Here is a 17,080-nt window from a genome sequence, read left to right on the forward strand (position 1 = left end):
ATGGTCCGCGAGCGATGGCGCGGAACCTGACTGCGTCACGCCGCAGGGTCAAGCGGCCAGCGCCCATGCCTGCGATGCGATAGCGACCGCCTTGGACGTGGCTTACCAGACCAAGCGCACGACGCCCTTGCCGGCATGGCTGCGGGTGAGGTTGGAGAACTCGCCCTCATAGGTCGCCGCGACCGACAGCCCGCTGCCGAGCATGACCTCCGCACTCGCGCTGGTCAGCGCAGCATCGGGTGCCATCGCCGCGCCGTTCACGATGAAGCTAGCCCCGGGCAGCGACTGGAACGACGCCTGCGCGACGCGGTCGTGGTTGAAATCATGCGCCCAAGCGGCGCGGCCACGCAACGTGAGCAGCGTGCCATCAAGCGCAAAGGACTTGTCGGTGCGGAGGCCAAGTTCGCTACGCATGGCAGTGACGTTGCGTCCGGTGTAACTGAGCGCAAAATCATTGCCGCCGGAGACAAGCGCCTCTGCATAGGCCGGCAGGTCGATATTCGTGACCTGGCCCGCGGCATAAGGCGTCAAACCCACGCCGCCAAGCCACGGCAGCACGCTCCGATGACCGGCTTCGGCGCGCGCCGAGAAAGCGTGCGCGGTGAAGTTCGCGCGCAGCCGGTCGGCATCGACGATGGTCACCAGCCGTTCCGTAGTGACGTTCTGCCATCCGTAAGCGAGCGCAGCTGTGATATAAGCGGGGCCTTGGTGATGGCGGATGAAACCACCTATCTGGAACAGGTCCGAATGTCCTGAACCGAGATTATCCGACAAGCCGAAGCTGGTGCCGCCGCCAGCCACGGCGAAGCCGGCAAGCGTCTGTGGCGACAGCCAGGTATCGGCACCGACGGCAATGCCGCCGATCCGGCTACTGCTATTGTGCGAACCAACGACCGTATTGCCGTCGGTCGCCTGACCACCACCGAAGCCCGCAGCCCAGACGTTCCAGCGCGCTTCGAAGCTCACCGCCACAGGTGGCGCTTTGGTGATCGCACCGTGGGCGTCGCGCCAGGGCGTCAGTGAACGATCGGCCGCCGCGAAGGCATTCGAAGCTGTGTTCACGGTTGCGAGGCCGCGATTGGCAGCGAAGGGATCGGTCAGCACGCCCATGAACTGCGTCATGGCCTGCACGGTGTTCTGTTGCACGCCGGTCGAGAGTTCGCCCGACGATTGCGTCAGATCTTCCGGCGCCATCGCGCCGAGCGCATAGGGGATGCCGCCATGGCTGCCGAAATAGGCATTCAGCGACGAAGCGATATTGTTCTGATTGATGTTGAGACCGGTTAGCTTCAGATCAACATTGAGATAGACGTTTTGAGCATCGTAGCTCAGCGTCGTGATGAACGAGGGTGGCTCGTCACTGACGATATTTGGGCTGAACCTGCCTGCGATGCCGCCGCCTGGGGCATTCAAAATGGTGTAGCGTTCACGTACATAGGCCGCGGGATCGAAGCTGACGCGAACGCCTGCATTGTTGAGCGACGCGGTGCCTGTGACATTGGTCCGGTCCGCCGCCGAGCCAGATACCTCGACCATGTAGCTCGAAGCAGCGGCAAACGTCAGATTGCCTTGTACGGACAGCAGCCCGACCGAATTGCCGGGCGACAGCATGCCGCCATCCTGGATCTGTGTGGTGCTGACGATGCCGTTGCCGCCGAGCGTCGCACCGCGTTCGACGCTCACCAGCGATGATGCGGCGATCGAGCCGTTGACGCTGAGCGTTCCGGCCTTGACGTCGGTGGCGCCCGTATAGCTATTGAGTCCGTCGAGGCGCGTAATGCCCAAGCCACTCTGCGTGAATGAACCGCTGCCCGAGATGGCACCCGCCAATGTCAGCAGCCCGTCGCGCTTCGCGACAAGTTCGCCATTGTTGATGACATTGCCGATGATCGATCCTGTGAAACCACCATCACCGATCTGCAGAATGCCCTGCGTGATCTCCGTGCCACCGCTGTAAGTATTGTCTGCCGTCAGGACCGTCGTGCCGGTGCCGACATGCCGGAACATGCCGATTCCCGTGATCGTGCCACCGAATGTGTAGACATCGGAACGGAAAATCTGGAACGTGCCATTATTGATGACATCGCCAATGATAGAGCCCGCTGTGCTGCCAGTGCCGAGCTGCAGCGTACCGGCAGAGATCAACGTGCCGCCGCTGTAGGTGTTGTCATTGCTAAACGCCGTAAGGCCTGCGCCGACCTGGATGAAAGCGCCGGGACCGGAGATGACGTCGTTATAGGAGAAATTATCGGATCGGTTGAATGCCAGAATACCATTGTTCGTGACGTTGCCGGACAGTGTGCCGGCGGTGCCGCCATTGCCGATCTGCAGCGTGCCGGCATTGATCGTCGTGCCGCCGCTGAAAGAGCTGATGCCTGCCAGAACCAACGTGCCCCAGCCATCCTTGGTCAATGCGCCGGCGCCCGAGACATCTCCCATAGCCGAGAATGTCGTACCGAACAGCGTCTCGATTGTGCCGCTGCCGGAAAGCACAATACTTCGCACGGACGTGATATCGGCCAGCGTCAGCAGCGTGCCACCCGAGAGCGTCAGCGTGCCCGTACCGAGATTGGCGTCCGCGAGAACTGCAACGGCGCCGCCGGAAACTGTCGTGCCGCCCGTGTAAGTATTCGCTCCAGACAACAGCAGCGTGCCGCTGCCGGATTTCACGAGGCTGCCGCCCACGCCCGTGATTGTACTTGCGATGACCGTATCGCTTGCCTGATCGAGCGTCAGTTGTGCGCTGGCGAGTGCAATCTCGCCACCGAAGCCGATCAGCGAATGCGTCGTGGTGTTGTAACCGTTGAGATCGAGCTTGCCGCTATAGACGATCACGTCACTGCCGTTGGGCAGTGCACCGGAAGCGCCAAGCTGCAGCGTGCCAGCTTCGAGCAGCATGCCGCCAGTCCAGCTGTTGGTATTGGCCAACATCAGAGTGCCGTCGCCGGCCTTGATCAAGCTGCCGGTGCCGGACACCGTACCGGCGAGCACCAGCGCCGTTGCGGCGTCGGTATCAATCTCGCCTATGCCGAGTAACGATACGTTCCGCGCCGAGGCGATGTTTGCAGTCGTATGCAAGATGCCGTTGTCGAAGGTGAGACCGCCGGTTGCAGCGCCGAGATTTGCATTCGACGAAATCTGCAGCGTGCCGCCGCTGACGGTCGTGCCGCCAGCATAGGTGCTGGCGCCAGCGAGTACGAGCGTGCCGCCACCCGTCTTGTTCACACCACCGGCGCCTACAATCGGAGCCGAAATCGTCGCCGTCTCGCCGGACAGAACACGCAGCTCACCAATACCGTCCGAACCGCCCAGCGCGGTTGGCCGCAGTTCGCCAGTGCCTTGAACAAGGTTGTAGAGACCGCCGACGAATTGCAGCCCATAGAATTTCTGCGATCCATCTATCGTGACCGTGCCGCCCGGGCCGTTGAAGACGCCATAAATGGATCCCCACTGGGTATTGGCAACGCCGGCCAAATCAAACCAATTGTTGTTGAGCGCATTCCAGGTTCCGCTGCCACCCGCGGTGCCGCTCGACGCATCATCCCAACGTTGAAGGATGTCGGTGCCGTTGGGCGAAGCAATGAGATCGACCACATGGAGCCGCGAGCTGTCGATCGAATAGGTGACGGGAAACAGTCCCGAGATCGGGGGCGTCGTGCCGATGGTCAGTCCGGAGATTGACGAACCGCCGGTGTAGTTGATCATACGATAGTAACCGACCGCAGGCTCGCCCGTACCACTGATATTGAACGTCACGTCGTGGAGCGAAACATCGCCATTTGCAAAGACGCTCGCTGACGTCGTCGAGGCTGCGCCGTTCGAAAAATGGCCGAGATTGAAATCAAAGGCGCTGCCGGCGAGCATCGACAGGTTGCCGTTCACCGTCAGACGACCCGTGCCATCCGGCGCAAGAGTGCCACCATTGAGCACCGTGGTAGCTCCGACGGAGCCATTGCCGGTGAGGCGTCCGCCCGCATCGACATTAACCGTGCCGCCGAGTTGTCCGGTCGCGCCAAGCGTTGCGCTCAGGATTTCCGTGGTGCCCGTGAAAGCAGCACTGCGGCCGGACAGGATCGTGGTGCCTGACAGCACATTGATCGCGCCATTGCCGGTGATGAGATTATTGAAGAGATAGTCGCCGCTCGTATGGTTGAAATTGAGCGTGCCGCTTTGTGCGAGTTCAATCGGGCCTGTCACAACACCAGGCGCCAGAGCCGCTGCCCCGGGCTCGGATCCGATACTCAACGCACCGCTGACACCAGAGGCGCCTACTTGAATCGTACGCGCTTTCGCAACGCCCCCATTACTCACCGTCAGCGCGCCGACGGACGCTGCGCCGATCTTCAGGGTCTGGGCATCGAGCGCCGACCCGATGCCATCGACCTTCACCGTGCCATGCGCGACATAAGACGCATCGTTGCCAATTGAAGCGGTGGCTGCAGTCACATGCATGCCATCGGCAATCAGGAGCGAGCCGGTGCCGCGATAGCCGACGAACAGATTGGCATTGAGCCACGATGCGCCTGGGCCAGAGACGGTGACATTGGCATCGGTGCCGCTGTCATAGCCGACATAGCCATTGGCCGTCGTCAGTCTGGCGCCACCAGCAAAGGCCAGGCTGCCGGCATTGGCGCGCAAATCGCCGGCGAAGGATGCCGATATCCCCGAAAGCGTCCAGACGGCGTCGCCATTTTTTTCCAGCACCGAAAAGCCCCGATACTTCGTGCCCAATCCGGAGAGATCGAACGTCGCGTTCTGATTGCCACCCAACGCAAAGATATTGGGATTGCTCGCATCCAGGCCGACGACGACATCGCCTGTAATGTTCGCGCCGGACCATAGCTCCAGCCTGTTGCCACCGCCGGTGAACAGAATCGCCGCAGCGCGCGATCCGTCGACGTTTCGCCCGCCCTCGATCGTCCCGGCCGCGACGACCGTTATGCCGGCGTTCTGCCCAAGGATGGCGACTCCCGCCGCTCCATTCGCACCGGCGTGACCGTTGCTTCCATTGCCGAGCTCCCAGCCGCCGCCGCCCGGGCCGGCAGCGCCGCCGACCCCCGCGTCGCCGCCTTGCACCAGTCCGCCACGCTCGACGCGTATGGTGCCGGGGCTCGTCAACACGACGCCATCTCCGCCGCTACCGCCAGCACCGCCATTGCCACCATTGCCGCCGGAAACGCCCTGGCCGCCAGATCCACCGGCCCCGCCGCCGCCGCCGGCTCCACCAAGCACCGATGCACCGCCTTCTACGACCGTCATGCGCGCTCTTGAGACGACGATGCCGGCGCCGCCGTTGCCACCATTGCCACCACTGCCGCCATCACCTCCGATGCCGCCGTCGGTCGCAGTGGTGATGCAGGGTGGCTGTCCGCCGGGACAGTAATTGCCGATAGCATCGGGGGCGCCAGTGCCTCCACCGCCGCCGGCGCCGCCCCAACCGCCGAGACCACCTCTGATCATCGGTGCAAGCGTTTCTAAAGCGTCTCCGCTGGAGAAGAGACCTATGCCGCCTCCCCCTCCGCCTCCCCCTCCGCCTCCCCCGCCGCCGTAACCGGGCTCCATGAAGGTGCCATAAAAGGCCAACACGCCATCGCCACCATTGGCACCGACGCCGCCGTATCCGCCTCTGCCGCCTGCGATGAACTGATTGCCGGGAACGAATGACCCGCTGAAGATCGCGCCGGTGCCGCCGCCGCCTCCGCCGCCACCGCTGCCGCCGTCATGACCCATTCCGTGAAACCAGTTGGTACCATCGGCCCCTTTGCCCTTCTCGGGAAACAGGCCGTATTGTCCCATCTCGCCCTGGATATCGCCGCCCTGGAGCTGAGCACCATTGAAGCCCGGCGCGCCGCCCTGCCCGCCGAGTCCTCCGCCTTTGGCATTCGCGCCGCTGCCACCCTTACCGCCATTGCCGACGTCGGCATCTTTCGGATGTTTCTTGTCAGCATCCCGGCCGCCGCCGCCACCACCGCCACCACCATTTGCGGGGTCGATCACACCACCGACCCCGCCCGCTTTCGGATTGCTGACTGCATGTGCTCCGCCATTTCCACCGACGCCCGAGGCCTGCGCATGAACCGCTTGCGACGAGGCAATCGCCGCAACCACCAGCACCGGGCCGACAAGCAACAGCAACGACAGCGTCATGGCTGTCGACGACATCAATGTGTTAGCAGGGCGCACGCCGGTGCCGCTGCTCGTACCCGAGCCGCTGCGGCGCGCTGTGCTGACGACTAAAAATACTGGGAGCTTCACGATTCGACTCCAGCTCGCAGATTCACGCGAGTGAAGTTCCATGAGACACGTGATCGCATGACGAGTCGCAATCAAAGATCGACGAATCGACCTATAGGTTCGACGAACGCCCTACAGGTTTTTCGCGTGTTGAAATGCAGCAACACACAACGCGGAAAATACTCAACACAATGACGTCGCTAACGATTTGTTAAGTCGTGATCGGCACGCGATTGATAGCAATCGGCACGCGGAATGTGAGTCGTCAACGTGCTTGCATTCATCTCGCTTGGTGTCGTTCAAACGCCAAGATGCGCGCGTAACTCAGCTCGGCCAGCGCGCGACACCGGCCAATGGTCTTCATAGTCATGCAAGCGCAATTGCCATGCCCCGCTCGACCGGCGCACGACCTCGCGCACGAACTGATGATTGACGACGGCCGTGCGATGAATACGAACGAACCAGCCGGGCGGGATCAGGCCCAGCCACTGGGTCAGCGGCCTTGGATCGAGCACCATCGCGCCATCCACCAGCCACACCTCGGTATAGTCTTTGGAGGAGCGCAGGCCGACGATTTCGGTCAATGGCGTGCCGAGAATGCCATGCGCGCGGCGCAGGTAGATCAGTGCGGGATACGCGGCCTGCGAATCTTCCTCACCAGAAGTGATCGGCGACCGGCCATAGCGCGCCGCCGCGATGAGATCGGCACAACGAAACAGATCAGCGATTTCATCTGACCACCGGCGCGGCGCTGCGACCGCATCGAAACCGATACAGGCGGCGAGCCTGCCGTCATGAAACACCGGCACGCTGAGTACGCTTTTGTTGTTCTGCCGAATAAACTCAGCGCGCAACGCACCGGCACTGCGCGGCAGTGCCTCGATGTCATTGACCATCACAGCCTGCCCCAGGACTAGCCGTTGATGCAGCCAGCCGATCATTGTGACCGGCACATGCTGCAAATCCTGCACAAAGGATCCGACTCCGCCGCGACTCCACTCATGGGTGTTGCGAAAGCGCAGATGGTCGACGTCGTATTCGAACATCCATGCGCGATCTGCTTCGGCTTCCACGCCTATGACTTGGAGTATCTCGGCAATCGCCGCATCAAGTGGTCGCGTCAGCAGCAGCATCGCAGTGTCAAACACCCAGCCCGATTGCGACGCCGCAACACGATCATCGCGGCTGACGAATTCCCAGGGCTGGGCTGAATTGGATGACAACTGCAATGCTCACGGTAGTGGTCACAAGATCTACCCAACCATATTACCTTCGGCAACGTGTCAATCCCTGCAGAATGGCGACTATTCCATCGCGGCACCCGGGCATCCACACTGTGCGATGCGCCGCGATCTTGGGCAGTCTCCGGCGCCACAACCAGCATTGCAGCGTCCGCTTTTGGCGATACATTGAAGCAAAGCGCATTCGGAGACTGCCGGATCATGCTGCGATTTCTGCCTGTCGTCCTCGGCACCCTGACTTGTTGGGCAATGAGTTGGGTTGTTACCCCAGCACTCGCGCAAAATGCCCCGCGCGGCAGTGAGTGTCTGGCAATGGCCACACGGCCACCACTCGCAATTCCAGTCAGTTTGCGTCGGACTGCTGCGAAGGCCGATGAAGTCTCCATCACCTATGCCGGGCACTCCACCTATTACATCGACACACCCGGCGGCGTGACCATCGCCACCGACTATAACGGCATCTACAAGCTCGATCGCATCCCGGATGTGGTGACGATGAACCGGGCCCACAGCACCCACTACACGCTGTATCCCGACCCGCGCATCAAGACGGTATTGCATGGGTGGGGCGAGAGTGGACAGCCGGCGCAGATCCATGAGCGCATCGGCGACGTGCTGATCCGCAACGTCACGACGGACATCCGCCGCTACTATGGCGATGACGCCGGCGGCGAGATGGTGAAGGACGGCAATTCGATCTTCATCTTCGAGGTTGCCGGCCTGTGCATCGGCCATCTCGGCCATCTGCATCACAAGCTCGACGAGAGCCACTTCGCCGCGATCGGCCGGCTCGACATCGTGATGGTGCCGATCGATGGCAGCTACACAATGTCCCTCGACGGCGTATCCGAGATCACCAAGCGGCTGCGCGCCTCGGTGGTGCTGCCCATGCATCGCTTCATGACACCGCTCAGCGACTTCATGACAAAGATCGGAAAAGATTTCGAAATCGACCAGCGCAGCGCCCAAACGCTGACGATATCACTCAATGCGCTGCCCAAGGCACCGACGGTGATTATTCTCAACGGGGTTTGACGCGCCGGCGAGGCTGAAGCAGGCAGAAGCTGAAACGCTACACCTCTTCCGCGACCACCATATAGTTCACGTCCATATCGGACGACAGCGTCCAGCGGTCACCGAGCGGATTGTAGACCACGCCTGATTGTTCGGTGATTTCCAGCTTGTTGCGCGACAGATGATGCGCGAGTTCGTCCGGCGTGACGAACTTGTCCCACTGATGGGTCCCACGTGGCAGCCAGCGCAGCACATATTCGGCGGCGACGATGCCGAGCGCAAAGCTCTTCCAGTTTCGATTTAGCGTCGAGACCACCATCAGGCCACCGGGCTTCAGCATCGACGCGCAGCGATCGAGGAAAACACCAACATCGACCACATGCTCGATCACTTCCATCGCCAACACGATGTCGAAGCGCTCACGCACGTCCATCTCCTCGACGGTGGTGCACCGATAATCGATCGACAGATGCCCTTTGTCGGCGTGCAACTTGGCCGCGGCGATATTGGTGGCGGAGGGATCGATGCCGATCACCTGTGCGCCGAGCCGCGTGAACGGCTCACACAGCAAACCAGCCCCGCAACCGATATCGAGCATGCGCAATCCGCTCAGGCAATTCAGGCTGCGAACATTGCGATCGAACTTGCGGCAGGCGGCGTCGCGAATATAGGTCAGGCGCAGCGGGTTGATCTTGTGCAGCGGCGCCATCTTGCCGCGCGGATCCCACCACTCCTCTGACAGCTTCGAGAATTTCGCGACTTCGCTGGCATCGACGGAGGATGCGGAAGCATCGGAATAGCTGGATTGCATGGCCATTGTGGAGCCGTTGTCCTATCGCGCTGTGATGTGGCTGCGAAATGCGAGTGGTGACGCGATCATCTTGATGATCTCTTCATCGTCACCCATGTTCTCGATGGCGATGTCACCATAATTCAAGATGCGTCCCAGAATGCTCTGATTGACGCTGACGCTCGCGACCTTGTCGATACTGATCTCGAAAGTCTTGCGCGTGATGAAGCCTTCCTTGTGCACGACCCGCAGCGTGGTGACATCCGTCTCGGTCGTCCAGCGCTGGAACCAGCCCTTCATCGACCAGTACAGCGCCGCGAAGGCCACTACGGCCGAAGATGCCAGGCAGAGCAGAACAAGGGTTTCGTTGATCGCGTAACGCGTCAGGACCAGCAAAGCCGCAGAGACAATCCAGGCCGCGATGGCCGGGACATAGACCACCCAGTGCAAGTTGCTGGAATACAGCACCTTCTCGCCCGGCTGCAGGATATCGTCGATATAGCGCCCCATAAACCGTCCAAAATGCCCTGTCTCGGTGCGTTCTAAGGGACCAGGAAGCCGGGTTGCTTGCCCCCACCCTCGCCGCTATGTATACGCGCGTTTTCGCCCGCGTGCGTAGTGCGCGGTATCTTTACCCACTGTCGTCAGGGAATGCACCACTCGTCATGGGCCGGCTCGTTATGAAATTCGGCGGTACGTCCGTCGCCAACATCGACCGCATCCGCAACGTCGCGCAGCACGTCAAACGCGAGGTCGATGCCGGTCATGAGGTCGCGGTCGTGGTGTCGGCGATGTCAGGCAAAACCAACGAACTGGTGGCCTGGTGCACCGAAGTGTCGCCGATGCATGACGCCCGGGAATACGACGCGATCGTTGCGTCCGGTGAGCTCGTGACCGCCGGCCTGCTGGCGATCGCACTGCAGACCATCGGCATCCAGGCCCGCTCCTGGCAGGGCTGGCAGATCCCGATCAAGACGTCGGACGCCCATGCCTCGGCCCGAATCGACGAGATCGACGGTGACAAGCTCATCAAGCGCTTCAAGGAGCGCAAGGAAGTGGCCGTCATCGCCGGATTCCAGGGTATCCATGCCGAGACCGGCCGCGTCACCACGCTCGGCCGCGGTGGCTCCGATACCTCGGCAGTGGCAATTGCCGCCGCCGTCAAGGCTGACCGCTGCGACATCTATACCGACGTGGATGGCGTCTACACCACCGATCCGCGCGTCGTGCCGAAGGCACAACGCATGAACAAGGTGGCGTTCGAGGAAATGCTGGAACTGGCGTCGCAGGGCGCCAAGGTGTTGCAGGTCCGCTCCGTGGAACTCGGCATGACCCACAATATGCCGATTTTCGTGCGCTCAAGTTTCGACAAACCCGAAGACATCGACCCGCACGGCACCCCGCCGGGCACGCTGATCTGCAGCGAGGAGGAAATCATGGAAAGCCACGTCGTTACCGGAATCGCCTTTTCCAAGGACGAGGCCCAGATTTCCGTCCGCCAGATCGAGGACAAGCCGGGCGTCGCCGCCTCGATCTTCGTGCCATTGGCCGAAGCCAACATCAATGTGGACATGATCGTCCAGAACGTCTCCGAAGACGGCAAGACCACGGACCTGACCTTCACCGTCCCGGCCACCGACTATGCCCGTGCCAAAGAGACCATCACGGCGGCCAAGGCCAAAATCGGCTATGCCCGCATCGATAGCGCAACCGATGTCGCCAAGGTCTCGGTGATTGGATCGGGCATGCGAAGCCATGCCGGCGTCGCCGCGCAAGCATTCGCCGCCCTTTCCGAGCGCCAGATCAATATCCGGGCAATCACCACGTCCGAGATCAAGTTCTCGGTCTTGATCGATACAGCCTATACGGAACTGGCGGTTCGCACCCTGCACACGCTGTATGGTCTCGACAAAGCGTAGAAAATTTTTCCTGAAACATCCGTTATTTTGATGTGAACGGTGTGTTTCTTGTCTGGCAGGTGTTTTGCTTGGCAAAACAAGCCTCAATTCGCTATACGGCCTGCATGGGCAGCCGTTGCGGCTGAGGGCGCCGTTTCGGACAATCTGATACGGTTCTGTCGCTGCGCCTCTTGTTGCGCGGCGGTGCAAATTCTATTGTTTTCTGAGGCTTAGCGTCGGCGCACGGCTTTTGTCAGGTGTCGGCCTCGTGGGGAGGGTGTCGGCACATGCGGAGCGCGTCGGGTGGCCCCCGAGTCTTGCTGAGACGGCTCCGCGAAGTGATGGCGGAGCAGGTCAGCGCTCAGGAACGCCTCGACAAGATCGTGGTGCTGATCGCCGCCAATATGGTGGCGGAAGTCTGCTCGACATACGTGCTGCGCGTCGACAATACACTCGAGCTCTACGCCACCGAAGGCCTCAACCGCGACGCCGTCCACCAGACCGTGCTGAGCTCCCATGAAGGCCTGGTCGGCCTGGTCGCCTCCGAAGCCACACCGCTGAATCTCAACGACGCCCAGAGCCATCCGGCGTTCTCGTTCCGCCCGGAGACCGGCGAAGAGATCTATCACTCGTTCCTAGGCGTGCCGATCCTGCGCGCCGGCAATACGCTCGGCGTGCTGGTGGTGCAGAACCGCGCCAAGCGCACTTATGTCGAGGAGGAAGTCGAGGCGCTGCAGACAACGGCAATGGTACTCGCCGAGATGATCGCCTCCGGCGAGCTATCGGCGCTGGCGCAGCCGGGCGCCGAGCCCGCTGCGCGGCATTCCCTGCACAAGACCGGCGCTATCCTTTCCGATGGTATCGCGCTCGGACATGTAGTGCTGCACGAGCCGCGCGTCGTCATCACCAATTACATCGCCGAAGACCTGCCGAAGGAAATCAAACGGCTGGACACCGCGCTGACCAAGCTGCGCTCGGACCTCGACCGCATGCTGGAACGCGGCGACGTCGCCGACGGCGGCGAGCACCGCGATGTGCTCGAAGCCTATCGCATGTTCGCCAATGACCACGGCTGGTCGCACAAGCTGCACGAAGCCGTCGCCACCGGCCTCACCGCCGAAGCCGCCGTCGAACGCGTGCAGTCGGATACTCGTGCGCGCATGCTGCGTTCCACCGATCCCTATCTGCGCGACCGCCTGCACGATCTTGAAGATCTCGGCCACCGCCTGATGCGGCAGCTGGTCGGCCAGGATCACGCGCCGTCGCGCGAACAGATGCCGGACAATGCGATCCTGATCGCACGCGCGATGGGCCCAGCCGCCCTCCTCGACTACGATCGCAAGAAGCTGCGTGGCCTGGTGCTGGAGGAAGGCACGGCTAATTCGCATGTCTCGATCGTGGCACGCGCGCTCGGCATTCCCGCGATCGGCGAAGTCGCAAATGCGCCGGGCATTGCTGATCCAGGCGACGCCGTCATCGTCGATGGCACCTCGGGCTCGATCTATATTCGGCCCTCCGCCGAGATCGAATCCGCTTATGCCGAACGCGTGCGGTTCCGCGCACGGCGACAGGCGCAGTATTCAGCGTTGCGCGACCTTCCCTGCGTAACCAAGGACGGCCAGAAGGTTGACCTGCTGATCAATGCCGGCCTGATCATCGACCTGCCGCATATCGACGATACCGGCTCGGCGGGCATCGGCCTGTTCCGCACCGAACTGCAATTCATGGTCGGGGAAAGCCTGCCCCGCTCCAGCGATCAGCTGGCGCTGTATCGTGCGGTGCTCGATGCTGCCGGCCCCAAGCCGGTGACGTTCCGCACCCTCGATATCGGCGGCGACAAGGCGCTCCCCTACATGGAGACCATCGTCGAGGAGAACCCGGCGCTAGGCTGGCGCGCGATCCGTCTTGGCCTCGATCGACCCGGCCTGCTGCGCGGCCAGATCCGCGCGTTGCTGCGCGCCGGCGGCGGGCGGGCGCTGCGCATCATGTTCCCGATGATTTCTGAAGTAGCCGAATTCGATCAGGCCAAGGCGATCATCGAACGCGAGCTGACTTATCTGCGCCAGCATGGCCATGCGCTGCCAGAGCGGATCGATGTTGGCACCATGATCGAGGTGCCTGCGCTAGTCTATCAGCTCGACGAACTCCTGAAGAAGGTCGACTTCGTCTCGGTCGGCTCCAACGACCTGTTCCAGTTCCTGTTCGCTGTCGACCGCGGCAATGCCAAGGTGTCGGAACGCTTCGATACGCTGTCGGCGCCGATCCTGCGCGTACTGCGTGAGATCGTGCAAAAGGGCGACGCCGCCAAACGTCACGTCTCGCTGTGCGGCGAGATGGCCTCGCAGCCGATCGGCGCGCTGGCGCTGATTGGCATGGGCTATCGCTCGCTGTCGCTGTCGGCCACCGCGCACGGCCCCGTGAAGGCAATGATTCTCGACCTCGATGCCAAAAAGGCCGAGGCGCTGATGACACAACTGCTCGACGCCCCCTCGGGCAGCGTCTCGATTCGGCAGAAGCTCACCGAATTCGCTGAGGCCGAGGGACTGTCGTTGTAGCGAGGCTCTTGCCCGCACGGCGCGCTTTCCCCTTTCCGCGATCTCCGAGATTCCACGATGTCCCTGCTACCCGAAACAAAACTCGACGTTCTCCTCGCCCATCATGCCTCGCTCGAGGCACAACTGATGGGTCAGGTCAGCGCCGAGAATTATGTGAAGATGACGCGCGAGCTGTCCGAGCTCAATCCGCTGATCGACGCGGTGAAGACCTATCGCGGCGCGCTTGCAGAGCTCAAAGATATCGATGCGATGATCGCCGACACTTCGACCGATGCGGAGATGCGCGAGATGGCGCAGGCCGAGCGCCCGGCGCTGGAAGAACGCATCGAGGCGCTGGCGCAGGAAATCCGCGTGGCGCTGCTGCCGAAGGATGCGATGGACGAGCGCAACGTGGTGCTGGAAATCCGTGCCGGCACCGGCGGCGACGAGGCTTCACTGTTCGCCGGCGACCTGTACCGAATGTATGAGCGCTTCGCGGCACTGGCCGGCTGGAAGGTCGAGGTGATTTCGGCGTCCGAAGGCACCATGGGTGGCTACAAGGAAATCATCGCCGAGGTGAAGGGCCGCGGTGCTTTCGCCAAGTTGAAATTCGAATCCGGTGTGCACCGCGTGCAGCGCGTGCCCGATACGGAAACTCAGGGGCGCATTCACACGTCGGCGGCAACGGTCGCTGTCATGCCCGAAGTCGAAGAAGTGGATATCGACATCAAGCAGGACGACCTGCGCATCGACACGATGCGCGCCCAGGGCGCCGGCGGCCAGCACGTCAACAAGACCGAATCAGCGATCCGCATCACGCATATCCCGACCGGCATCGTGGTGATGATGCAGGACAGCCGCTCGCAACATAAGAACCGCGCTTCGGCGATGAACATCCTGCGCTCGCGCATCTATGACGCCGAGCAGCAGCGTATCGATTCCGCCCGCTCGGCCGAGCGCAAGGAGAAGGTCGGCTCCGGTGACCGCTCGGAGCGCATCCGCACCTATAATTTCCCGCAGGGCCGCGTCACCGACCACCGCATCAATCTCACGCTCTACAAGCTGCCGCAGGTGATTGCCGGCGAAGCGTTGGGCGAACTGGTCGATGCGCTGACGACAGAGCATCAGGCTGCACAACTCGCTGCCCAGGGCGACGCGGCGTGAGCGCCGGCGACATGTTCGCCGGACAGAGCGTCGAGAACGCACGACGCTCATTGACCATTCTGCTCCGCACCCACAGCATCGATTCCGCTGAACTCGACGCGCGCTTGCTGACAGGCGACGCGCTCGGACTCGATCTGACCGGGTTGATCTCGGCTGCGAATCGCATCTTGACGTCCAATGAAGCGGCCCTACTTGCCCGCTTCGCACAGCGCCGCATCGATGGCGAACCCGTGGCCCGTGTCCTAGGCATGAAAGAATTCTGGGGTCTGCCGCTGCAGCTATCGCCCGACACGCTGGTGCCCCGTCCCGATACCGAAACCCTCGTCGAGGCGGCGCTCGAACTTCTCGATGCGACAGGTCCGCGTGACCGTCCGCTTGTGATCGCCGATCTCGGCACAGGCTCCGGCGCAATCCTGCTGGCGCTGCTTTCGGAGTTAACCAACGCCACCGGCATTGCGACCGATATCAATCTCGACGCCCTGCGAACGGCTCGCTCCAACGCTGCGCAATTCGGCTTGATCGAGCGCGCCCATTTCGCTGTCTGCGACTATGCCTCAGCCCTGGCCGGCGGCTTCGACCTGATCGTCTCCAATCCGCCCTATATTCCCTCGGCCGACATTGCCGGCCTCGACATCGAGGTGCGCGACCACGACCCGCTTCGCGCCTTGGATGGTGGAAAAGACGGATTAAATGCCTATCGAACCATCGCCCCCGAAGCCGCCCGGTTGCTGGTGCCCGGCGGCCTCCTGGTGGTCGAGGTGGGCCACGACCAAAGCGACGATGTCGCCGGTCTGATGACGATGTCCGGGTTAACCCTGCCGGGGCCGGCCAAAGCCGATCTGGGCGGCATTCGCAGGGCGGTATCGGGACAAAAAAAGCCCCGATAAAGCCTTCTTGCGACAGAAAAAACCACTTGGAATATCCCCGGGGAGCGACTACCTTCCTGTCACAACATCGGTTCAGGGTTGGCTCGCCCCGTAGATTTACGGCAGGAAGCCAGAATTCTCGCTAGAGAGCCCGTCCGGGTGAAAGGTTCCAACAGGCAGGTTTGGTTGAGCGCGATGGCTGAGAGAGCTGCGCTGCTCGCGACCGCAAAGCGAACGAAAGCCTGATATTGCGCTTTAAACTTCACGCACAGAAGCCTGACCTTGTTTCGGCAGGTGGGTGATTTGGTCCGGCTGGCATGGTCAGCGGGCGGTTGGGGAACGCGTCTTTGTTGAACGCGAATGACGGCAAGATCGATGCAGCAAAGGTCTGCACGACGATTCGGGCGCTTCACGCGTCCGCATCCCGCAATGTGCTGCGGCAATCATCTCTTTGAAACATAGCTCTGTGACACTCTGGATCGATAACTGAAGGCGACACATGCGAAACGGTCAGAACAACAACAACAAGCGGATGCGGAACAACAACAACCGCAACAATAATAATAACAACAATAACAATCGGCGCGGCCAGAACCCGATGACCCGGGTCTTCGAATCGAATGGCCCCGACATCAAGATCCGCGGTACCGCCTCCCACGTCGCAGAGAAGTACGTCCAACTCGCCCGCGATGCACGCAGCTCCGGCGATCCCGTTGCTGCCGAGAACTACTATCAGCACGCCGAGCACTATTTCCGCCTGATCGCCGCCGCGCAGGAGCAGTTCCGGCAGAATCAGCCGCAACCGCGCACCGAAAACGAGATGCCGCCTGAGGACAACGATGACGAGAGCGAGAGCTACTCGAACTTCGGTGCCGAGCCCGGTTTCGTGCCGGTACAACAGCAGCCCTTTGCGCAGCGCGAGCAGCCTCCGCAGCGTGAGGGTGGTCAGCCCTATCAGCAGCGCGGCGAACAGCCCTATCAGCCCCGCGAGAACAATAATCGCGAACACCGTCAGCAGAATCAGCCGCAGGGCCAGCCGCAATATCAGCCCCAACCGCAGCCGATGATGCCGGTCGGCGATGGTGTCGATCGTCTGCCTTCTTTCATCACGGGTGGTGCGCAGCCTCAGCCGGGTGCTGCTCCAGGCGGCTTCGAACAGAATGCTGGTGGAGAGCGCTTCCCGCCGCGTCGTCGCCGCCGTCCGCACGGTCCTCGCCCCGACGTTGCTGCAGCTGGCGCGCCGGCAGAAGCACCAAGCGACGATTTCAATCCGGGCAACTCATAAGCCCAGCCGCTCTCCGGCGAGAGAGCGCACATCACAAGACTTAGATTGGCCGTG

10 protein-coding genes are annotated in these 17,080 nt (G+C 61.9%); 6 read left to right on the plus strand and 4 right to left on the minus strand.

Going from position 1 to position 17,080, the window contains the following annotated elements:
* Positions 1 to 102: 102 nt before the first annotated feature.
* Together CHC01_RS33355 and CHC01_RS28535 are read right to left on the minus strand one after the other, a co-directional pair.
* Positions 103 to 6,255 (minus strand): autotransporter-associated beta strand repeat-containing protein, encoded by a 6,153-nt coding sequence (locus tag CHC01_RS33355; protein WP_210421720.1) that lies wholly within the window; start codon positions 6,253 to 6,255, stop codon positions 103 to 105.
* A 278-nt stretch (positions 6,256 to 6,533) separates the two neighbouring features.
* Positions 6,534 to 7,367 carry a LytTR family transcriptional regulator DNA-binding domain-containing protein gene (locus CHC01_RS28535; protein ID WP_141137192.1) on the minus strand — a complete coding sequence of 278 codons (834 nt, stop codon included), beginning with the start codon at positions 7,365 to 7,367 and terminating at the stop codon, positions 6,534 to 6,536.
* A 309-nt stretch (positions 7,368 to 7,676) separates the two neighbouring features.
* Here CHC01_RS28535 and CHC01_RS28540 point away from each other — a divergent pair, with 309 nt between their 5' ends.
* The gene (locus tag CHC01_RS28540) at positions 7,677 to 8,510 is read left to right on the plus strand and encodes an MBL fold metallo-hydrolase (protein ID WP_089267717.1); all 834 of its coding nucleotides are present in this window, start codon (positions 7,677 to 7,679) and stop codon (positions 8,508 to 8,510) included.
* A gap of 37 nt (positions 8,511 to 8,547) precedes the next feature.
* Here the strand turns inward: CHC01_RS28540 and ubiG are convergent, their stop codons facing one another.
* Together ubiG and CHC01_RS28550 are read right to left on the minus strand one after the other, a co-directional pair.
* Entirely contained in the window at positions 8,548 to 9,306 is a 759-nt protein-coding gene (ubiG, locus tag CHC01_RS28545; RefSeq protein ID WP_089267718.1) for a bifunctional 2-polyprenyl-6-hydroxyphenol methylase/3-demethylubiquinol 3-O-methyltransferase UbiG, read from the minus strand.
* A 15-nt stretch (positions 9,307 to 9,321) separates the two neighbouring features.
* A complete protein-coding gene (locus tag CHC01_RS28550) occupies positions 9,322 to 9,789 on the minus strand; it encodes a PH domain-containing protein (protein ID WP_089267719.1) in 468 nt (155 codons plus the stop codon).
* Positions 9,790 to 9,944: 155 nt separating this feature from the next.
* Here CHC01_RS28550 and CHC01_RS28555 point away from each other — a divergent pair, with 155 nt between their 5' ends.
* The 5 genes from CHC01_RS28555 (at position 9,945) to CHC01_RS28575 (ending at position 17,026) form a co-directional block, all read left to right on the plus strand.
* Positions 9,945 to 11,198, plus strand: a complete 1,254-nt coding sequence (locus tag CHC01_RS28555; protein ID WP_089267720.1) for an aspartate kinase — start codon at positions 9,945 to 9,947, stop codon at positions 11,196 to 11,198.
* A 266-nt stretch (positions 11,199 to 11,464) separates the two neighbouring features.
* A complete protein-coding gene (gene ptsP / locus CHC01_RS28560; protein ID WP_089267721.1) occupies positions 11,465 to 13,732 on the plus strand; it encodes a phosphoenolpyruvate--protein phosphotransferase in 2,268 nt (755 codons plus the stop codon).
* A 57-nt stretch (positions 13,733 to 13,789) separates the two neighbouring features.
* Positions 13,790 to 14,875 (plus strand): peptide chain release factor 1, encoded by a 1,086-nt coding sequence (gene prfA, locus CHC01_RS28565; protein WP_089267722.1) that lies wholly within the window; start codon positions 13,790 to 13,792, stop codon positions 14,873 to 14,875.
* A complete protein-coding gene (gene prmC, locus CHC01_RS28570; protein WP_089267723.1) occupies positions 14,872 to 15,762 on the plus strand; it encodes a peptide chain release factor N(5)-glutamine methyltransferase in 891 nt (296 codons plus the stop codon). Before prfA ends, prmC begins: the two co-directional genes overlap by 4 nt.
* Positions 15,763 to 16,240: 478 nt before the next feature.
* The gene (locus CHC01_RS28575) at positions 16,241 to 17,026 is read left to right on the plus strand and encodes a DUF4167 domain-containing protein (RefSeq protein WP_089267724.1); all 786 of its coding nucleotides are present in this window, start codon (positions 16,241 to 16,243) and stop codon (positions 17,024 to 17,026) included.
* Positions 17,027 to 17,080 lie beyond the last annotated feature (54 nt).

Source organism: Tardiphaga sp. OK246, assembly GCF_900188215.1.
GTDB lineage: Bacteria > Pseudomonadota > Alphaproteobacteria > Rhizobiales > Xanthobacteraceae > Tardiphaga > Tardiphaga robiniae.